The sequence below is a fragment of the Sulfuritalea sp. genome (assembly GCF_031426875.1).
In the GTDB taxonomy this organism is placed as follows: Bacteria; Pseudomonadota; Gammaproteobacteria; order Burkholderiales; family Rhodocyclaceae; genus Sulfuritalea.
In genome coordinates, this window is record NZ_JASJPC010000045.1 from 29,825 (window position 1) to 48,095 (window position 18,271).

Genomic DNA, 18,271 nt, shown 5'->3' on the forward strand with positions numbered 1-18,271 from the left:
GCTTTGTCGGTTAACGCCGGTGAATTCGACAGCTCGCCGGGCGATCGGCGCGCGGGCGCGGAATTCAGTGTTTGAGGTAGGGCACGTAGGCCATGTCGGTCGTGGTGATGTGCTGGACCAGCCAATCGCGGAGGAATTGCACCGTGTCCGCCGAGATGTCCTGGTCGATGGAGCGGATCTGGAGTTCTCCGAGCCTGCGGCGGAACTCCGCGTGGGCGGCCATGTGCTCGGCCAGCTTCGGATACGCAACCGACTCCATCAGGGCTTCCTCGGCCGTGAAGTGGTCCCGGATATAGTGTTTCAGCCGGGTAATCGCGTAAACGCCGAACAGCGTGCGCTGATCGGCGCTGGCGCGTTCCAGTTCGGTGAGCCACTGGAAAATTATCCTGTGGTGCTCGTCGATCAGCGGTACACCTGTGCTGAGGGCTGGAGTCCAGTTCGTCATGAATGCATGGTAGCAGTTGGCAGCATGGCCGTGAACATGTCATGAAGCATTTCAGAATGCTCAAACCCGGCGACCCTGGCTTGGCTCGGCGCCGGAAGTGCATACTTGGCCGTGTTGCAGACCCGCGAGGAGATGAAAAATGCGTATTGGTGTCCCTGCCGAAATCAAGTCCGGCGAGTTTCGTGTCGGCCTGGTCCCCGCCTCGGTGCGGGAGCTGTGCGCTGCCGGGCACGAGGTCCATGTCCAGTCGGGTGCCGGCGCGCCGATCGGCTTCGGCGATGCGCAGTATGCGGCGGCCGGCGCCCGCATCGTGCCGGCCGCGGCCGACGCTTGGGCGGCCGAACTGGTGGTCAAGGTGAAGGAGCCGCAAGCGGCCGAGTACGCCTTGCTGCGGCCGGACCAGGTGCTGTTCACCTACCTGCACCTGGCGCCGGACCCGCGCCAGGCCGAGGCCTTGCAGCGCGCCGGCGGCGTCGCCATCGCCTATGAAACGGTGACCGATCGGCACGGCGGGCTGCCCTTGCTGGCACCCATGTCGGCGGTGGCCGGACGCCTCTCGGTGCAGGCCGGCGCGCATTTTCTGGAAAAGACCCAGGGCGGCCGCGGCGTGCTGCTCGGCGGGGTTCCCGGCGTGGCGCCGGGGCGCGTCACGGTGCTCGGCGCCGGCAGTGTCGGCAGCCATGCGCTACGCATGGCGCTGGGGCTCGGCGCTGCGGTGACCGTGGTCAATCGCACGCTGCCGCGGCTCGATGCGCTCGACCGCGAATATCCCGGGCGCATCCGCACGCTGCTGGCCAGCGGCGCGGTGATCGAGGAAGCCGTGTGCGGCGCCGATCTGGTGGTCGGCGCCGTGCTGCAGCCGGGCGGCGTCGCGCCGAAGCTGATCGACCGCGCGCTGTTGAAGAAAATGCAGCGCGGGGCGGTGATCGTCGACGTCGCCATCGACCAGGGCGGCTGCTGCGAAACTTCGCGCCCGACCACCCATGCCGATCCGGTCTTCGTCGAGGAAGGCGTGCTGCACTATTGCGTCGCCAACATGCCCGGCGCCGTGCCGCTCACCTCCGCGCTGGCGCTGAACAATGCCACCCTGCCTTATCTGCGCGCGCTGGCCGACAAGGGCTGGCGCCAGGCGCTGCGCGATGACCCCGGCTTCGCCGCGGGCCTCAATGTCTGCGCCGGGCAGATCGCCCATGCGGCGGTGGCGCAGGCGCTGGGCAAGCGCTGGATGGCGCCGCAGGAACTGATCGCGGGTTGAGCGGGGCCGCCGCACCGCACGATTGGCGGCCGGTGATTCAGCGGGCGCTGGCGTACCAGGCGATCAGGGCCGCGAGTTCCGCATCGCTGAAGGGGTTGCGCCAAGCGGTGGTGCGATCGCCGCGCACGCCGAGCAGCAGGCGCGCGGCGAATTCTTCGCGCGGCATGGATTTGAGCTGTCGTGAAAGGTCGAAGGCCGGCAACAGCGTATCCCCGCCCGCCGCATCATGGCAGCCGGCGCAGGTCGTGCGATGGATCGATGCGCCGAGGGCCAGCATTGCCGGCGTCGGCGCGGTGTCCAGCAGCGAATGCGCATCGAAGGTATGGCGCTGCTTGAGCGGCGCGAGCGTGGCAGCGAAGGCGCGCCAGTCGCCGCGGGCGAGCGACGCGCGCAAGGCGGCCACCGGCCTGGCATCGCCGTCGGCCCGGCGCAGCAGCAGCGGCAGCGATGAAAGCGCCCCGTTCACGCGCTGGACCAGTCCCTCGCGTTCCAGCGGTCCGCCTGCGCCGGCTGCCAGCCGGCGCGCATCCCCGGCCATGACGACGAGTTCCGCCGCCAGCCGCCGCTGATGCTCTCCCGCGGCCTGGACGGCGGCACAACAGCACGCCGCCGCCAGGCCCGCGAGGAGGACGCGGACGCGCATCCAGGCTTATTTCAGGCTGATCTTGTGTTCGACCGGGCCGGCCTTGGTGATGGTCCATTCGGTCATGGAGCCGTCGTAAATCCTGGCTTTCTTGTTGCCCATCAGCTCGCTGGAAACGAACCAGCCGACGGACGCCCAATGGCCGGTGTTGCAGAAGTTGATCTGTTCGCCGCTGGTCGGCACGTTGGCCACCTTGAACAGCTTTTCCAGTTCGGTCTTGGGCCGGAACATGCCGCCGCCATTCTCGGTGGTCCAGCCTGAAGGCAGGTTGTGAGCGCCGGGCAGGGTACCGTTTTCCTTGGCCGCCGGGCTGCCGTTGATGCCGACGAACTGATCCTCGGGACGGTTATCCACCAGCAGCACGCCCTTGGCCTTCGCCGCCTTGACGTCGGCGACGGTGGCGATCATGTCGAGACGCGGATGCGGCGTGAAGGTCTTGGCCGTCACCTTGGCAGCGCCGGTCTCCAGCGGATTGGCCTTGTCCTTGGTCCAGGCCACCATGCCGCCGTTGAGGATCGACAGATTGTCGTGACCGAGCACCTTGAAGGTCCAGTAGATGCGCGTCGCAAAGCCCATGTCGCTATAGCCGCCGCCGGGCGCCACCAGGACGACGTGGCTGTTGTTGTCGATGCCCAGGCTGCCGATGTGGGCGACCAGCTTGTCGAGTTTGGCCGGCAGCATGCCCGGTACCTTGTCGGCATTCTCTTCGCGCCAGCCGGACTTGCCGAAGTCGGTGCTCGCCGCGCCGGGAATGTGGCCGCGCAGGAAGTCCGACGTTCCCTGGATATCCACGACGACTATGCCGGGCTTGCCGAGATTGGCCTTGACCCAGGCCGCATCGACCAGCGGATCGGCGGCGCAGGCTGCGCCGATGAAACCGAACAACAAGCTCAAGGCCAGCCAGAACGACCGGCCGCTATTCATCAATATATTGTTCATGAGTCTCTCCTCCATCAGGTTTTGTGGGTGCTGCGGGGTGTTGCTTGCTTCAGGTGCTGACTACCAAATCCGCAGCCAGGATGGCGGCAATGACGCCGTCCCAGTCGCGTTCCTGCAGGTCCAGACGCCGGATATCGACGACATCGACGCGATGCGTCGCTGTCGCCTGCCGCAGCGCGGCGATCACGGTCTGGGCGTCGGGAAACAGACCGGTATTCAGTTGCACGATGTTCATGTTCGACTCAGGTTCGACTCAAATGGAAAGCACGATGTCGGCGCTGGTCATCGCCAGCGCCAGCGCCGCGGCATCGAGCAGGGGCAGGTCGGCGGCCATTGCGGCGACGGTGGTTTGCGGCGCGATGCCGGTGAGTTCCAGCAATTCGACATTGGCGGCGTTCTCCGGCGTGTCCGCCACCGGCCCGGTCATGAACACCAGGCCGACCTGGTGGCCGAAAATGGTCAGGCCGGCTGCCACGCGCATCGCCTCGGCGTGGTCATGTCGCGCCAGCACCAGGAGTTTTTTCTCGCTCATTGGACTACCCTCCCCCCGGCCCCCTCGCCAAGCGAGGGGGTGACAATGGTTCGCCGCGGTGCGGCTCCGTGTGATGACTGGCGCCCCTTCGGGCGGCCGTGTGGGGCGCTCACAGGCTCACCACCTTGCGCGCCTCGCCCATCAGGGCGCTGTTGCTGGTCTGGCTGCCGGCCTCGACGGGGCAGGGCAGTCCCGGGCAGAAGCGATGCCAGGATTCCTCGCAGACCACGGCGCGGTCGGCCTGGATCAAGGCCGCCGCGAGGTCGGTGTCGCGCAGCCCGAGCACGCCTTCGTGCGTGAAGAAGGCGCCGACGCGGCAATCCGCGCGGCGTGCGGCGAGCAGCAGCGGATACAGCAGTCGCCCGCCGGCCGCCGTGCTGACATGGAACAGGATGTCCATTACCGCGCTCTCCCTGTCGCCAGGGCCAAACTTCCGGGATGAACGCGGACGGCAATGCCCTGGCCCGCGCGCAACTGTGTGAAGCGAGCGATCGCTTGATAGGCATCGTCCGCGATCACCACCCCATCGGCCGTCGTCGGCTTGAGGCCGCTGGCATCGACGAGTGTCGGCTTGTCGCGCACGATGTCGACACCCAGCACCCACAAGCTATCGCGCATCGGCGCCGTCCACACCGCGCTGCGCACCATGCCGCGTTCCTGGCCGCCTTCGGCACGGCCATCCAGGCGGGGCATAGGCCCGTTCAGAATGTGCACCGATTTCTGTCCGGCGAGATACAGCAGGCCGGCGACGAAATCGCGCGCGGTCGCATCCTGGCCGACGACCAGCGCGGTTTCGCTGCCGGCCAATCCTGCGGTGCCAAGCAGCCAGAGTATGTCGCGCTCGCTGGGCAGGCGCCGCTGCGGACCGAGAAATTCCTCCGCCGGCAGACAACGCGCGCCGGGAAGGCTGGCGCGCTTGCAATCGACCAGCGGCCGACTGTCGATCACCGTCTCGCCAGCGCCAACTCTTTGCGTGTACGCAAAGTCGCCCGCCGCCCCCGCGGGCGCGGCAATCAAGGCCAAGGCGAACAATGCGCCACGCATGTTCAGCAACCGCCGAAGCGCTTCGCCGCTGCCGGCGCAGCGCCTGCGGCCACCGGCGCCGGCGGATTGTCGATGTAATAGCCCATCAGGTCGATCGCCGTCACCTTACCGAAGCCGGGCAGGTCGAGCTCGGGCAGGGTTTCCGGCGGCGCCGGCTGCTTCGAGGCCGCGATGGTTGCGCGCGGCAGGGCGGCCAGCGAGAAACCGACGGCGCACACGGCGACGGTCAGCACCAGGCTCACGGAACAGAAAATTACGCCGGTGCGATTCAGCATGAAGCTCTCCCGAAAAAAGTCGCGCTCACAGCGAGTCGCTGAAAAATGCCAGGTACATCATGCCGAAGGCCAGGCAGAACAGCAGGCCGTGGGCAATGGTTTGCGCGTCGATGCCCATCATTTGCCTCCCTTGTAATGGCGCACCAGGGTTTCCATCGGCACGCCTTCGCCGCTGACCGGATGCACCACCGGCGGCGTGAAATAGGGCACGCCATCCGCGGTCGCCTTCATGCCCGGCGGCGGCGCGAATGTCATCCAGAGCAAGCCGCCGATGCTGGCCAGCGCCGAGAGCGCCACGAGGAAACGCAGGAGCAGTCTTTGCCACATGGCATCAGTCCTTGCGGATGTAGATGTGCCAGCAATTGGACGCCTTGACCGTCTCCAGATGCGTGGCATCCAGCTCGTCGCACAGCGGCGGCAGGGCTTCGACCGAGGACGGGTTGTCGGCCAGCACTTCGATGATGTCGCCGACGGCAACCTCGCCCACCGCCTTCTTGGTCATCAGCTGCGGCCGCGGACAGGACACGCCGAGGCAGTCGACGCGGCGCGCGATGCCGATCTTGGTGCCGTCGGCGAGTACCGCCACGCCGCCGGAAACGCTTTCCTCGACCTTCTTTTTCGATCCGAACAATCCCATTTTCTTTTTCTCCCGATCAGGCTTCGACAGCGGCGGCCGCGGCCGCCTTTTTCTTTTGATGCTCCTTCTGGTGCTTCTCGTGTTCGGCATGCTGGGCGCGCTCGCGGCGCAGGATGCCGCGATAGAGCAGGCCCAGGAAGGCCGTCTGCGCCAGGCCGAAGACGATCGCGGGTATGCCGAACTTGTCCTGCAGCGTCTGCGCATTGGCGAAGCCGAGCTGCAGGGCAGGGGCATTGATCTGGCCGGTCATGGTCTGCGGCGCGGGCGGCCACCAGCTCGCCGACCACACCAGCGAGAACAGGAACATGCCGACGAAGGTGAAAATCAGCGCCCACAGCGCGCCGATGTTGCCTTCACCGGCCTTGACCCAGGTCGAGACGGTGCAGGCTCCGGCCAGCACCATGCCGATGCCGAACAGGAACAGCCCGGCGAAGGTGTTGAGGCCGACGTCGAACTGCAGCGGATGTCCGGCGCCGACGCTCATGAAGCCGGTGAAGCCGACGGTGAGGATCATCATCGCCACCAGCATGGCCTTGGTGTTGCGATAGGTCTTGAACATGATCGCGTCGCGCAGCGCGGCGGTGTTGCAGAAGCGCGAGCGCTGCATCAACAGGCCGGCGACGGAGCCGAACAGAAATGCGACCAGACATTCGACGATGGGTGTCATGTGTCGCGCTCCAGAAGTTTCTTGTAGATCAGCGAACCGACCCAGGCGCCGGCGACGATGCCGGACATGGCCAGGTAGCCGCCTAGGTTCATTTCCGGCATCAGGCCGAAGAAGGTCGACACGTTGCAGATGTAGGCCAGCCGGATGCCGAAGCCCATCAGCAGGCCGCCGATGGTGATCAGCACCCATTCGGACAAATGGCGCGGCACGCGCAGGTAGAACTCCTTGCTGGCCACCGCGCCGACGAAGGCGCCGAACAGCATGCCGAGGCTGATGTAGATCTTCCAGTAGTCCGCATGCGGCGGAAAGACGATGCTCCAGAAGGGGATGCGGTCGAGTTCGTCGCCGAGCACGGCCTGGGCCATCAGGCCGGTCATCATCGTCTCGCCGCCACCCACCGTCCACGCGCCCATCAGCAGGAACATGAAAATGTCGAGTACCGCGATGGCGGCAAGCGCGATGATGGGATCGAGAGTCTTGCGAAAAAACTCCATGCCGGTTCTCCTCCTTGTTGTTGCGTTTCGGCTTGGCCGGCCGACGCTGTGAAAGAATTCTATGGAAGGGGGCGCGGCTCGGGTAGTATTTATTGCAAACAAGAATTCGCCGCAGAACTGCGGCCCGTCCGGAGGAGGCAAGATGACCATATATCGTGAATCGCGGGATCTGCTCGATCACATGTTCGACTCCTGCTCGACGGCGCAAATCAGCGAGTTCATTCCCGAAAAGCGCGGTTTCCGCATTCATGGCCACAGCACCACGGTTGCGCTGGAGCGCGCGTTCTGGAACGTCATCGACGCCATGGCCGAGGAATGCGGCCTCACCGTGCCGCGCCTGATCGAGCGGGTGCTCGACGGCTGCCTGGTCGCCAACGACAAGAACCTGTCGTCCTGCCTGCGCGTGATCAGCCTGAAATTCCTCAATATCTATGCCACCGGCGGCACGGCCGCCGATTGCCTGGCCGTCCGCGAGGACCGGGCCTGATGGCGCCGAGGATCCGGCAGCCTGTTGCCGATAGGAAGTTGCGTTACGGAACCGGGTCGGCCCTCTGCGCGTGCTGCCGGCACTCATGAATCCCGTGCGCAGCATCAAGGGTCTGCTGCTCGCCGCCGGCGCGGTTTTCGCGGTGGCGATCTTCGCCACCACGCTGTTCGTGGTGCGCGGAATTTACGAGCGTTCGGTGCGCGACGATGCCGTGCAGGACGCCACCGCCTTTGCCGAGCTGACCTTCAACGCCATGTTCGAGTTGATGAGCACCGGCTGGAACCGCCGCCAACTGGAAGGCTTCCTGGGGGCGATACATAAATCCGTGGACCGGAGCCAGCGCCAGATCGACATATATCGCGGACCCAAGGTCAGTGCGCTGTTCGGCGAGATCGCGCAGAAGACACCCGATGCCGCAATCGAGCGTGCGCTGAGGGAGGGCAATCGTCAGCGCATCGACACGGGCGACATCATTCGCGTGGTCTATCCCCTGGCGGCTCAGGACGTCTGCCTCAAGTGCCATGTCAATGCGGCGGTCGGTGATGTGCTGGGCGTGATCGACGTGCGACAGAACGTTGCGCCCGCCATCGAATCGCACCAGACGCGCTTCACCTATGCCTTCGCTCCCATCGTCCCGGTGGTCCTGATCGTGACCCTGGTCATGGTGCTGTACATACGGCGCCGCCTGGAAAAATCGATCGATACCCTGGCCGGCGACATCAGGGCGGTCAACCGGATCTCCGACCTGCGCGCGCTGGAGGCCAGGCAGATCGATCTGGGCTTTTCCGAATTCAATGCGGTGGCCAGCGAAGTCAGGCAATTGACCGAGCGCATCCGGGCGATAGCAGTGGACAAGGACATGCTCGAATTCGAGATTCGCCTGCTCGAAAAATTCGTGCTCACCACGGAAGTCATCAAGGACTGGCGCGAGTATGTCAGCCACCTGATCATCGATATCGATGCCGTGATGCCGGCCTACCTGATGTTTTCGGTGTTCAAGATCGGCGACGAGGCCTACGACCTGGAGATCTTCTGGCGCCGGCGTCCGTCCGATGCGACCAAGCGCGTGTTCGAGAACTGCCTGTACCAGGTCCTGCAGCGTACCGAGTATTTCGAGACCGGCTATTCGATCCGCGTCAAACACAATATTGCCGACGTCGGCACCATGACGCCGGAACTCAAGGCGGCGGATATCGATGTGCAGATCAAGTCGCTGCTGGTCGATGCGCCGAAGATCGGCGGCATCGTCGGCATCGGCATGCAGCCGCAGGACGAAACCGACCCGATGCGCCTGCTGGTGGTGCAGAGCATCCTCGCCACCCTGCTCAACGTCGTCGGCTCGGTCAAGGCCATCGACAAATACACCAAGGATCTCGAGTACTACGCCACGCGCGATCCGCTGACCAATCTCTTCAACCAGCGCGTGTTCTGGGAGCTGATCGAGAACGAGGTGATCCGCTCCTCGCGGCACGGCAAGAAGTTCACGTTGCTGGTGATCGATGCCGACAACTTCAAGTCGATCAACGATTCCTACGGCCACAGCGTCGGCGACAAGCTGCTGCAGTTGCTGGTCGGCGGCATCAAGTCGGCGATTCGCGATGACGACCTCCTGTCGCGCTATGGCGGCGACGAATTCGTCGCGATCCTGCCGGAAACCGACCTGGAGGCCGCCACCGTGGTGGCGCGACGGATCATCGAAGCGGTGGGCGGCGTGACCATGAGCGTGCCGGACGGCGCTGTCGTCACCGGTTCGGTGTCGATCGGCATGGCCACCTATCCCGACCATGCAGTGGCGATGAAGGATCTCTTCCTGTTTGCCGACAACATGATGTATCGCGCCAAGGCCGAGGGCAAGAATCGTGTCGTGGTACCCGATGCCCAGGACGTGATCGACGTGTTCCGCACCCTCGGCGAGAAGAGCATGCTGATCCTGAACGCGGTCGAGAAGCGCAGCGTGGTGCCCTTCTTCCAGCCGATCATCAATGTCCAGAGCGGCGAGGTCGAGGCGATCGAGGTACTGTCGCGGATACGCATGGAGGACGGGCGCTACATCATCGCCGACGAATATGTCGCCATCGCGGAAAAGATGGGCGTGATGCACAAGCTGGATTTCATACAACTGGAGAAAGCCCTGGAGGCGGTGGAAACCACCGGCTACAAGGGCTACCTGTTCATCAACATGTCACCGCGGGCTCTGGTGCTGAATGATTTCGTGCAGGAAACCCGGCGCATTGCGAGCCAGTTCAGGATCGATCCGACGCGCCTGGTGTTCGAGATCACGGAACGCGAGACGATCAAGAACATGGCATTGCTCGAGCGTTTCATCGGTACCCTGCGCAGTGAAGGTTTCAAACTGGCGATCGACGATTTCGGTTCCGGTTTTTCGTCGTTTCATTACGTCAAGCGCTTCCCGATCGATTTCCTCAAGATCGAAGGCGACTTCATCCTCGGCATGAAGAGCAGCGAGAAGGACAGGGCGCTGGTACGCAGCATTGTCACCCTGAGCAAGGACTTGGGTATCCGCACCGTGGCCGAGTATGTCGAGGACCAGGCCGTGCTCGACCAAGTCGTCGCGCAAGGCATCGACCTGGCGCAGGGCTTCTACATCCATCGGCCGAACATTTCGATGGCGGAAGCGATGCGGGGCCGTCAGGGATCGGAAACTGCCGCCGCGGCGGGAAGCTGAGCGCATCTCCCGGCCCGGGCACCGCGCCCGGACCGCAAGCTCTTCAGTCGTCGATCCGGCTATGCCACCAGAGGCGCAATTCGCGGCACAGTCCGTCCTGGTCGAATTCGACGCTGGCGATGCCATCGAGCGCCAGGCGCGGCAGCGGGTCGCCGGGCTGGCGCGCCAGCATGTTGGTGCCGGTCGAGGCGGCCCACATCTTGAACATGTCTTCCGAGGTCACCTGGTAGGTGGTGTGCCAGTGGGCGATGCCGCCCGTGGCGTGGCGCTGCAGCACCTCATAGCTAAGCCGGATGTCGGTCTGCAGCTTGGTGCGCTGCCAGTACTGCTTGATCGCCTCATGCCCTTCCTGGACGGCGAAAGGCGTGTTGCGGTAGCGGCCGTCGGCTGCGAACAGCGATGCCAGCAGGTTTTCGTCGCTGGTTTCCCAGGCGCGCTGGTAATTCTGCATGAATCCATCGATATCCATAGCTTGCCTCCCTGGGCCCGTGGCGAGAGCGGAATGATGCCGTAAGGCTGGCAGGCGCTGTGATAAAATTTCGCAAAATCGAAAGTGGGGCGCACCGCGTGATTTCCGCGTGAACCGTGCGCCCTGTTGCATTTCTGGAGCTGCGACTATGCCGGTGATCACCCTGCCTGATGGATCGAAACGCGAATACCCGCAAGCGCTGACGGTGGCCGCCGTTGCCGCCTCGATCGGCGCCGGCCTGGCCAAGGCGGCTCTGGCCGGGCGCGTCGACGGCGTGCTGGTCGATACCTCCTTCCTGATCGAGCGCGATGCCCAACTGGCGATCGTCACCGACAAGGATGCCGACGGCGTAGACATCATTCGCCATTCGACCTCGCATCTGCTGGCCTATGCGGTCAAGGAACTGTTTCCCGAGGCGCAGGTAACCATCGGTCCGGTCATCGAGAACGGCTTTTACTACGACTTCGCCTACAAGCGGCCGTTCACACCGGAAGACCTGGAAGCCATCGAAAAGCGCATGGCGGAACTAGCGAAGAAGGATTTTCCGGTCACCCGCGAAGTCTGGTCGCGCGACAAGGCGGTGGAATTCTTCAAGTCCATCGGCGAGCACTACAAGGCCGAACTGATCGCGGCAATTCCGCAGGGCGAGGACGTGTCGCTTTATCGCGAGGGCGACTTCATCGATCTTTGCCGCGGTCCGCATGTGCCCTCCACCGGCAGGCTCAAGGTGTTCAAGCTGATGAAGGTGGCCGGCGCGTATTGGCGTGGCGACCAGAACAACGAGCAGCTGCAGCGCATTTATGGCACCGCCTGGGCCAAGAAGGACGAACTCGACGCCTACCTGCACATGCTGGAGGAAGCCGAGAAACGCGACCATCGCAAGCTCGGCCGCCAGCTCGACCTGTTTCACCTGCAGGAGGAAGCGCCCGGCATGGTGTTCTGGCATCCGCACGGCTGGGCCGTGTGGCAGGAGGTCGAGCAATACATGCGCCGCGTCTATCGCGACAACGGCTACCAGGAAGTCCGCTGCCCGCAGATCCTCGATCGCAGCCTGTGGGAGCGCTCCGGCCACTGGGAGCATTTCAAGCACAACATGTTCACCACCGAGTCGGAGAACCGCGATTACGCGGTGAAGCCGATGAACTGCCCGGGCCATGTGCAGATTTTCAACACCGACGTGCGCTCCTACCGCGAACTGCCGCTGCGCTACGGCGAATTCGGTTCCTGCCATCGCAACGAGCCGTCGGGGGCGCTGCACGGCGTGATGCGCGTGCGTGCCTTTACCCAGGACGACGGACATATTTTCTGCACCGAAGACCAGATCCAGTCCGAAGTCACGGCCTTCAATGACCTGTTGCGCAAGGTTTATGGCGACTTCGGCTTTCACGACGTGGCCGTCAAGCTCGCGCTGCGCCCCGATAGCCGGGTGGGCGAGGATCATCTCTGGGACAAGGCCGAAAACGCCTTGCGCGCAGCGCTCACCGCCAGCAACCTGGCATGGGACGAACTTCCCGGCGAAGGGGCTTTTTACGGTCCCAAGATCGAATTCCATATCAAGGATGCCATTGGCCGGTCCTGGCAATGCGGCACCGTGCAGGTTGATTTCTCGATGCCCGGGCGTCTGGGTGCCGAATATGTCGGCGAGGACAACAGCCGCCATACCCCGGTCATGTTGCATCGCGCGATCCTCGGTTCGCTGGAGCGTTTCATCGGCATCCTGATCGAAAACCACGCCGGTGCCCTTCCACTCTGGCTGGCACCGGTGCAGGTGGTGGTCACGAATATCTCCGAAGCGCAGACGGATTACGCGGAAAATGTGGCAAAAATGCTGCGCGACGCCGGCCTGCGTGTCGACAGCGATTTGCGCGGAGAGAAAATAAACTATAAAATCCGCGAACATAGCTTGTTGAAGCGGCCTTATATCGTTGTCGTCGGTGACAAGGAAAAGGCTGCAGGGTTGGTTGCTTTACGTGCCCGCGGCAATCAGGATCTCGGGCAGATGTCCCCCCAGGCCTTGATCGAGCGTCTGCTGCATGAACAGTGCAACAGAGGCGCAACGGTCTGATTTTTTGAATTTTTTGGAGATTTGAACCATCGCTCAGGATAAATCGCAGCGTCTCAACGAAGAGATCACCACCCCCGAGGTTCGCTTGGTCGGGGAAGACGGAGAGCAACTGGGCATCGTCCCGATTCGTCAGGCGCTGGCGCTGGCCGAAGAGGCCGGTGTGGATCTGGTGGAAATCGCTCCCACAGCCGTGCCGCCCGTCTGCAAGATCATGGACATCGGCAAGTTCAAGTACCAGGAAGCCAAGCGTCAGCACGAGGCCAAGCTGAAGCAGAAGCAGGTGGTGGTGAAGGAAGTCAAGTTCCGCCCCGGTACCGACGAGAACGATTACCAGATCAAGCTGCGCAATGTGATCAAGTTTCTGAGCGAAGGCGACAAGGCGAAAATTACCCTGCGTTTCCGCGGACGTGAAATGGCGCACCAGGAAATTGGCATGCGCATGCTGGAACGGATCAAGCTGGACCTGGAGCAGCAGGCGATGGTGGAGCAGTGGCCGAAAATGGAAGGGCGCCAGCTCATCATGGTGCTGGCAGCTTCCAAGAAAAAGCCGCATTGAGCAAGTAGCAAGAGAATTTGTTCCGCATGCAATGCATGCGGAAACAAGAAGTGGTTGCAGGTCACCAAGCATTCCCGAGGCGGGAAACACCTGGCAGCCATGTAATAGGGAGATCTTCGATGCCGAAGATGAAGACCAAGAGCGGTGCCAAGAAGCGCTTTGTCGTGCGCGCTTCCGGCGGCATCAAGCGCGGGAGTGCGTTCAAGCGCCACATCCTGACCAAGAAAACCACCAAGAGCAAGCGCCAGTTGCGCGGTGTGCACACCGTGCACGCCTCCGACGTCAAGTCGGTTCGCGCCATGCTGCCTAACGGTTAAGGAGAGACACCATGCCAAGAGTAAAACGTGGTGTAACGGCGCGCGCGCGCCACAAGAAGGTTCTCGACCTGGCCAAGGGTTACCGCGGCCGGCGCAGCAAGGTCTATCGCATCGCCAAAGAAGCGGTGATGAAGGCCGGACAATATGCCTACCGCGACCGTCGTCAGCGGAAGCGGCAGTTCCGCGTGCTGTGGATCGCCCGTATCAATGCGGCGGCCCGCGAACTGGGCATGAAGTACAGCACCTTCATGAACGGCCTGAAGAAGGCTTCGATCGAAGTCGATCGCAAGGTGCTGGCCGACCTCGCGGTGTTCGACAAGCCGGCATTCGCCGCCCTGGCCGCACAGGCCAAGGCCAAGCTGACGGCCTGAGTCTCGCCGTACCCGGAGAAGGAGGCCCAGGGCTGTTGGGGGCCTCCTTTTTTTAGTTGCGGCCGCTGCGCTTGATGCCGATAACGCCCGGCGTTAGCCTGCGCTGAAACTGCGTTTTGTTGCTGTCCATAACCGTCATCAATGAACAATCTGGATCAACTCATCGCCTCGGCGACGGCCGACTTTGCCGCGGCCACCGAGCCAGCGCGGCTGGAAGATGCCAAGGCGCGCTATCTGGGCAAGGAAGGTTCGCTCACGGCGCTGCTCAAGGGCCTCGGCAAGTTGCCGGCCGAAGAGCGCAAGAGCGCCGGCGCGGCGATCAACATTGCCAAGGAACGCATAGAGTCGGCGTTGACGACGCGGCGCGAGGCGTTGAAGAACGCCCAGCTCGAAGCCCAGCTGGCCACCGAAGCGCTGGATGTGACCTTGCCCGGGCGCGGAAGCCTGCGCGGCAGCCTGCATCCGGTGATCATCAGCCTGGACCGCATCGAACAGCTGTTCCGTTCGATCGGCTTCAATGTCGCCGACGGCCCCGAGATAGAAACCGACTGGCATAACTTCACCGCGCTCAACACGCCCGAGAATCACCCGGCGCGTTCGATGCATGACACCTTTTATCTACAGGGCCCGAGTGAACATGGCGGCAAGCCGCAGGAAGACGTGCTGCTGCGCACCCACACCAGCCCCGTGCAGATCCGTTCCATGCTGGCGCACACGGAACGCTACAAGCACCTGGAATCGATGCCCGAGCTGCGCGTGATCTGCCCCGGCCGCGTCTATCGCGTCGATTCCGATGCCACGCATTCGCCGATGTTCCACCAGGTCGAAGGCCTCTGGGTCGGGGAGAACGTCAGCTTCGCCGATCTCAAGGGCGTGGTCGCCGATTTCCTGCGGCGCTTCTTCGAATCCGACGATCTCAAGGTGCGTTTCCGTCCCTCCTTCTTTCCCTTCACCGAGCCGTCCGCCGAAATCGATGTCGCCTTCATGAGCGGTGCGCTGGAAGGACGCTGGCTGGAAATCGCCGGTTGCGGCATGGTCCATCCCAACGTCTTGCGCTTCGGCGGCTTCGATCCCGAAAAGTACACGGGTTTCGCCTTCGGCATGGGCCCGGACCGGTTGACCATGCTGCGCTATTCGATCCCCGACCTGCGCCTGTTTTTCGAAGGCGATCTGCGCTTCCTTTCGCAGTTCCACTGAGCGCTACGTGCGAACCTGAACCGTCATGCAATTTTCCGAATCCTGGCTGCGCAGTCTTTGCAATCCCTCGTTGTCGAGCGAGGAACTCTGCCATGTGCTGACCATGGCCGGCCTCGAAGTCGAGGAACGCCGTCCCGCCAGCGCCAACTTTTCGAATGTCGTCGTGGCACAGGTGCTGAGCGTCGACAAGCACCCTGACGCCGACAAGCTCAAGCTCTGCGCCGTCGATGTCGGCGAAGCCGCGCCGCTGCAGATCGTCTGCGGCGCGCCGAATGTTGCCGCCGGCATGAAGGTGCCGTGCGCACGCGTCGGCGCCAGGCTGCCCGGCATCGAAATCAAGCGCGCCAAGGTGCGCGGCATCGAGAGTTTCGGCATGCTTTGCTCGGCGCGCGAACTCGGACTTTCCGACGACCACGGCGGCCTGCTGCCGCTGGCCGCCGATGCGCAGGTGGGCGAGGACATCCGCCGCCACCTGGATCTCGACGATCACCTGATCACGCTCAAGCTGACGCCGAACCGGGCCGACTGCCTGTCGCTGCTAGGCATTGCGCGCGAGCTCTCGGCACTGACCGGTGCGCCGCTGCTGGCGCCCGAGGTCGAGCCGGTCGCCGCAAGCGTTGCCGACACGCGCCAGGTGGTGCTCGACGCCCCCGCTTCGTGCTCGCGCTACTGCGGCCGCATCGTGCGCGGTGTCGATGCCCGCGCCGCGACGCCGGAATGGATGAAGCGGCGCATCGAGCGCAGCGGCATCCGCTCGATTTCCTTCCTGGTCGACGTCACCAACTACGTGATGCTCGAACTCGGCCAGCCGCTGCATGCCTTCGACGACGCCGAACTCTCGGGCGCGATCCATGTGCGCCTGCCCAATCCTGGCGAGCAACTGCTGCTGCTGAACGAACAGACCGTGACGCCGTCGGCCGACACCGCATTGATCGCCGACGATGAGAAACCGCTGGCGATGGCCGGCGTCATGGGTGGCGAGCATTCGGGCATCGGCGACGCCACCCGCGACCTGTTCCTCGAAAGCGCCTTTTTCCCGCCCGTCGCCATCGCCGGCAAGGCCCGCGCGCTGGGCTTCAGCTCGGATGCCTCGCATCGCTACGAGCGCGGCGTCGATTTCGAACTGCAGCGCAAGGCCATCGAACGCGCGACGCAACTGATTCTCGAAACCTGCGGCGGACAGCCCGGCCCGGTGGTCGAGGCGGTGTCGGCCGCGCACCTGCCCACACGCAAACCCGTGCGCCTGCGCACGGCGCGTGCCGCCAAGGTGATCGGCATTCGACTCGGTGCCGAGCGCATCGAAAGCATACTCAAGAGCCTCGGCCTCGGCGTCGAGCGGCAGGGCGAGGATTTCCTCGTCACGCCGCCGTCCTTCCGTTTCGACATCGAAATCGAGGAAGACCTGATCGAGGAGATCGCGCGCATCCACGGTTACGACAACATTCCTTCCCCGCCGCCGGTGGCGCAGATGGCCATGATGCCGGCCACCGAGCACAGCCGCACGGCCATGAGCCTGCGCCGTCTGGTGGCCGAACGCGAATATCACGAGGTGGTGACCTACAGCTTCGTCGAGGCACAGTGGGAAGCCGACTTTTCCGCCGTCCAGGCCACGGGTGCGGCGCCCATCGTGCTGGCCAATCCGATCGCCAGCCAGATGGGTGTGATGCGCTCGACGCTGATCGGCGGCCTGGTCGGAGCCCTGGTCGCCAACCGCAAGCGGCAGACGGAGCGGGTACGTATTTTCGAACTGGGGCGCTGTTTCATGCGCGACGCTGCTGCCGGTCCGGTCGCCGGATTCGATCAGCCGCTGCGCCTGGCCGGCCTGGCCGCCGGTTCGGCGCTGCCGGAGCAATGGGGAGCGCCCGCCAGCCGGGTGGATTTCTACGACGTCAAGGCCGACATCGAAGCCCTCTTCGCACCGCGTCGCCTCGAATTCGTCAAAGCCGGGCATCCGGCGCTGCATCCGGGCCGCTGTGCCACGGTCAGTCTCGATGGCCGGCCGGTGGGCTTCCTTGGCGAACTGCATCCGCGCTGGGTGCAGAAGTACGAACTGGGCACCGCCCCGGTAGTTTTCGAACTCGAATTGGCCGCCCTGCTGGCGACACCCTTCTCCCGCTATGAGGAAGTTTCCCGATTCCCCGCGGTGATCCGGGATCTGGCACTGGTGGTGCCGCAAAGCCAGACTTTGGCGCCCCTACTGACCGCCCTGCGCGCCGCCGCGCCGGCCGTCGTGCGCGATGTGGCCTTGTTCGACGTATATCAGGGCAAGGGCCTGGCTGAAAACGAAAAGAGCCTTGCCTTTCGTATAGTTATGCAAGATACTCAACGTACTCTCGAGGATGCGGAAGTGGAGGCGGTAATCGCCGATCTGCTGGCAGTCGCCAGCCGGGATTTCCATGCGTCCTTGCGCGGATAAACGCAGTCGGAGCTTATATGACATTGACCAAGGCGGAACTCGCCGACCTGTTGTTCGAAAAAGTTGGCCTCAACAAGCGCGAAGCCAAAGACATGGTCGAAGCCTTTTTCGACGAAGTGCGTCTGGCGCTCGAAAAGGGCGACAGCGTCAAGCTTTCCGGCTTTGGCAATTTCCAGTTGCGCGAAAAGCCGCAACGTCCGGGGCGCAATCCCAAGACGGGCGAGGAAATTCCGATCACGGCTCGCCGCGTCGTCACCTTCCACGCCAGCCAGAAACTCAAGGCGGCGGTCGAGGCATTCCCGCGTGGCAACGTCCAGCAATAGCCGGGACGAACTGCCGCCGATACCGGCCAAGCGCTACTTCACCATCGGTGAAGTGAGCGAACTTTGCGGCGTCAAGCCGCATGTCCTGCGCTACTGGGAGCAGGAGTTCACACAACTGCGTCCCGTCAAGCGGCGTGGCAACCGCCGCTACTACCAGCACCATGAAGTCCTGCTGGTGCGGCGCATCCGCGAACTGCTGTACCAGGAAGGTTTCACCATCAGCGGCGCGCGCAATCGCCTGGAGGATGGCCCAGGCAAGCTGCACGATGCTGCCGAGGCGCAGGGCGGCGCCTCGCAGGCGTCGGTGCGCGCCGAACTCGCCGCCATCATCGAATTCCTGCGCGCTGCCTGACGCCGCCGGACGTTTCCTTTGTTATAATTCGCGCAGTCGGGGCGTGGCGCAGCCTGGTAGCGCACTTGCATGGGGTGCAAGGGGTCGCGAGTTCGAATCCC

24 protein-coding genes are annotated in these 18,271 nt (G+C 63.8%); 11 read left to right on the forward strand and 13 right to left on the reverse strand.

The annotated features are described in order from the left end of the window. Positions 1-64: 64 nt before the first annotated feature. Entirely contained in the window at positions 65-445 is a 381-nt protein-coding gene (locus RMO95_RS18400; protein ID WP_310452121.1) for a bacteriohemerythrin, read from the reverse strand. A gap of 139 nt (positions 446-584) precedes the next feature. On the opposite strand from RMO95_RS18400, the gene ald reads away from it, so the two are divergent. Beyond that, positions 585-1,700: an alanine dehydrogenase gene (gene ald, locus RMO95_RS18405; RefSeq protein ID WP_310452122.1), complete on the forward strand. Its 1,116-nt coding sequence runs from the start codon at positions 585-587 to the stop codon at positions 1,698-1,700. Positions 1,701-1,737: 37 nt separating this feature from the next. Here the strand turns inward: ald and RMO95_RS18410 are convergent, their stop codons facing one another. The 11 genes from RMO95_RS18410 to RMO95_RS18460 all read right to left on the reverse strand — a co-directional run bounded on the left by RMO95_RS18410 (position 1,738) and on the right by RMO95_RS18460 (position 7,081). Beyond that, positions 1,738-2,343 carry a cytochrome c gene (locus RMO95_RS18410; RefSeq protein WP_310452123.1) on the reverse strand — a complete coding sequence of 202 codons (606 nt, stop codon included), beginning with the start codon at positions 2,341-2,343 and terminating at the stop codon, positions 1,738-1,740. Between the two features lie 6 nt (positions 2,344-2,349). Beyond that, positions 2,350-3,282: a sulfurtransferase gene (locus tag RMO95_RS18415; RefSeq protein WP_310452124.1), complete on the reverse strand. Its 933-nt coding sequence runs from the start codon at positions 3,280-3,282 to the stop codon at positions 2,350-2,352. 49 nt (positions 3,283-3,331) lie between these two features. Continuing rightward, positions 3,332-3,517 (reverse strand): hypothetical protein, encoded by a 186-nt coding sequence (locus RMO95_RS18420; RefSeq protein ID WP_310452125.1) that lies wholly within the window; start codon positions 3,515-3,517, stop codon positions 3,332-3,334. Between the two features lie 18 nt (positions 3,518-3,535). After that, positions 3,536-3,814, reverse strand: a complete 279-nt coding sequence (locus RMO95_RS18425; protein ID WP_310452126.1) for a hypothetical protein — start codon at positions 3,812-3,814, stop codon at positions 3,536-3,538. A gap of 109 nt (positions 3,815-3,923) precedes the next feature. Next, positions 3,924-4,214 (reverse strand): hypothetical protein, encoded by a 291-nt coding sequence (locus tag RMO95_RS18430; protein ID WP_310452127.1) that lies wholly within the window; start codon positions 4,212-4,214, stop codon positions 3,924-3,926. Next, positions 4,214-4,858, reverse strand: coding sequence for a hypothetical protein (locus RMO95_RS18435; RefSeq protein ID WP_310452128.1), 645 nt, complete (start codon positions 4,856-4,858; stop codon positions 4,214-4,216). The genes RMO95_RS18430 and RMO95_RS18435 overlap by 1 nt, the downstream gene beginning before the upstream one ends. A 2-nt stretch (positions 4,859-4,860) precedes the next feature. Then, positions 4,861-5,133 carry a hypothetical protein gene (locus tag RMO95_RS18440; RefSeq protein WP_310452129.1) on the reverse strand — a complete coding sequence of 91 codons (273 nt, stop codon included), beginning with the start codon at positions 5,131-5,133 and terminating at the stop codon, positions 4,861-4,863. Positions 5,134-5,250: 117 nt separating this feature from the next. Continuing rightward, on the reverse strand, positions 5,251-5,460 hold the full coding sequence (locus tag RMO95_RS18445; RefSeq protein ID WP_310452130.1) for a hypothetical protein: 210 nt from the start codon (positions 5,458-5,460) through the stop codon (positions 5,251-5,253). A gap of 4 nt (positions 5,461-5,464) precedes the next feature. Then, on the reverse strand, positions 5,465-5,770 hold the full coding sequence (locus RMO95_RS18450) for a sulfurtransferase TusA family protein (RefSeq protein ID WP_310452131.1): 306 nt from the start codon (positions 5,768-5,770) through the stop codon (positions 5,465-5,467). 16 nt (positions 5,771-5,786) lie between these two features. After that, on the reverse strand, positions 5,787-6,437 hold the full coding sequence (locus tag RMO95_RS18455; RefSeq protein WP_310452132.1) for a YeeE/YedE thiosulfate transporter family protein: 651 nt from the start codon (positions 6,435-6,437) through the stop codon (positions 5,787-5,789). Next, positions 6,434-7,081 carry a YeeE/YedE thiosulfate transporter family protein gene (locus RMO95_RS18460; protein ID WP_310452133.1) on the reverse strand — a complete coding sequence of 216 codons (648 nt, stop codon included), beginning with the start codon at positions 7,079-7,081 and terminating at the stop codon, positions 6,434-6,436. Before RMO95_RS18460 ends, RMO95_RS18455 begins: the two co-directional genes overlap by 4 nt. On the opposite strand from RMO95_RS18460, the gene RMO95_RS18465 reads away from it, so the two are divergent. Both RMO95_RS18465 and RMO95_RS18470 read left to right on the forward strand, forming a co-directional pair. Next, entirely contained in the window at positions 7,074-7,418 is a 345-nt protein-coding gene (locus RMO95_RS18465) for a ribbon-helix-helix domain-containing protein (RefSeq protein WP_310452134.1), read from the forward strand. The two genes, RMO95_RS18460 and RMO95_RS18465, sit on opposite strands and share 8 nt — an antisense overlap. 85 nt (positions 7,419-7,503) lie before the next feature. Then, positions 7,504-10,104, forward strand: coding sequence for a GGDEF domain-containing phosphodiesterase (locus RMO95_RS18470; protein WP_310452135.1), 2,601 nt, complete (start codon positions 7,504-7,506; stop codon positions 10,102-10,104). A gap of 43 nt (positions 10,105-10,147) precedes the next feature. Here RMO95_RS18470 and RMO95_RS18475 read toward each other — a convergent pair whose 3' ends face one another. Continuing rightward, positions 10,148-10,573, reverse strand: coding sequence for a nuclear transport factor 2 family protein (locus RMO95_RS18475; RefSeq protein ID WP_310452136.1), 426 nt, complete (start codon positions 10,571-10,573; stop codon positions 10,148-10,150). Positions 10,574-10,721: 148 nt separating this feature from the next. On the opposite strand from RMO95_RS18475, the gene thrS reads away from it, so the two are divergent. The 8 genes from thrS to RMO95_RS18515 all read left to right on the forward strand — a co-directional run bounded on the left by thrS (position 10,722) and on the right by RMO95_RS18515 (position 18,170). Beyond that, positions 10,722-12,638, forward strand: coding sequence for a threonine--tRNA ligase (gene thrS / locus RMO95_RS18480; RefSeq protein WP_310452137.1), 1,917 nt, complete (start codon positions 10,722-10,724; stop codon positions 12,636-12,638). A 28-nt stretch (positions 12,639-12,666) separates the two neighbouring features. Beyond that, positions 12,667-13,194: a translation initiation factor IF-3 gene (infC, locus tag RMO95_RS18485; protein WP_310452144.1), complete on the forward strand. Its 528-nt coding sequence runs from the start codon at positions 12,667-12,669 to the stop codon at positions 13,192-13,194. Positions 13,195-13,313: 119 nt separating this feature from the next. After that, positions 13,314-13,511, forward strand: a complete 198-nt coding sequence (gene rpmI / locus RMO95_RS18490) for a 50S ribosomal protein L35 (RefSeq protein WP_310452138.1) — start codon at positions 13,314-13,316, stop codon at positions 13,509-13,511. 11 nt (positions 13,512-13,522) lie between these two features. Beyond that, positions 13,523-13,882 (forward strand): 50S ribosomal protein L20, encoded by a 360-nt coding sequence (gene rplT, locus RMO95_RS18495; RefSeq protein ID WP_041099570.1) that lies wholly within the window; start codon positions 13,523-13,525, stop codon positions 13,880-13,882. 141 nt (positions 13,883-14,023) lie between these two features. Continuing rightward, positions 14,024-15,079: a phenylalanine--tRNA ligase subunit alpha gene (pheS, locus tag RMO95_RS18500; protein WP_310452139.1), complete on the forward strand. Its 1,056-nt coding sequence runs from the start codon at positions 14,024-14,026 to the stop codon at positions 15,077-15,079. A gap of 25 nt (positions 15,080-15,104) precedes the next feature. Further along, complete coding sequence (gene pheT, locus RMO95_RS18505) at positions 15,105-17,495, forward strand: phenylalanine--tRNA ligase subunit beta (RefSeq protein WP_310452140.1); 2,391 nt, start codon at positions 15,105-15,107, stop codon at positions 17,493-17,495. 17 nt (positions 17,496-17,512) lie between these two features. Further along, entirely contained in the window at positions 17,513-17,818 is a 306-nt protein-coding gene (locus RMO95_RS18510) for an integration host factor subunit alpha (protein ID WP_310452141.1), read from the forward strand. Then, on the forward strand, positions 17,799-18,170 hold the full coding sequence (locus RMO95_RS18515; RefSeq protein ID WP_310452142.1) for a MerR family transcriptional regulator: 372 nt from the start codon (positions 17,799-17,801) through the stop codon (positions 18,168-18,170). The genes RMO95_RS18510 and RMO95_RS18515 overlap by 20 nt, the downstream gene beginning before the upstream one ends. Positions 18,171-18,271: the final 101 nt, after the last annotated feature.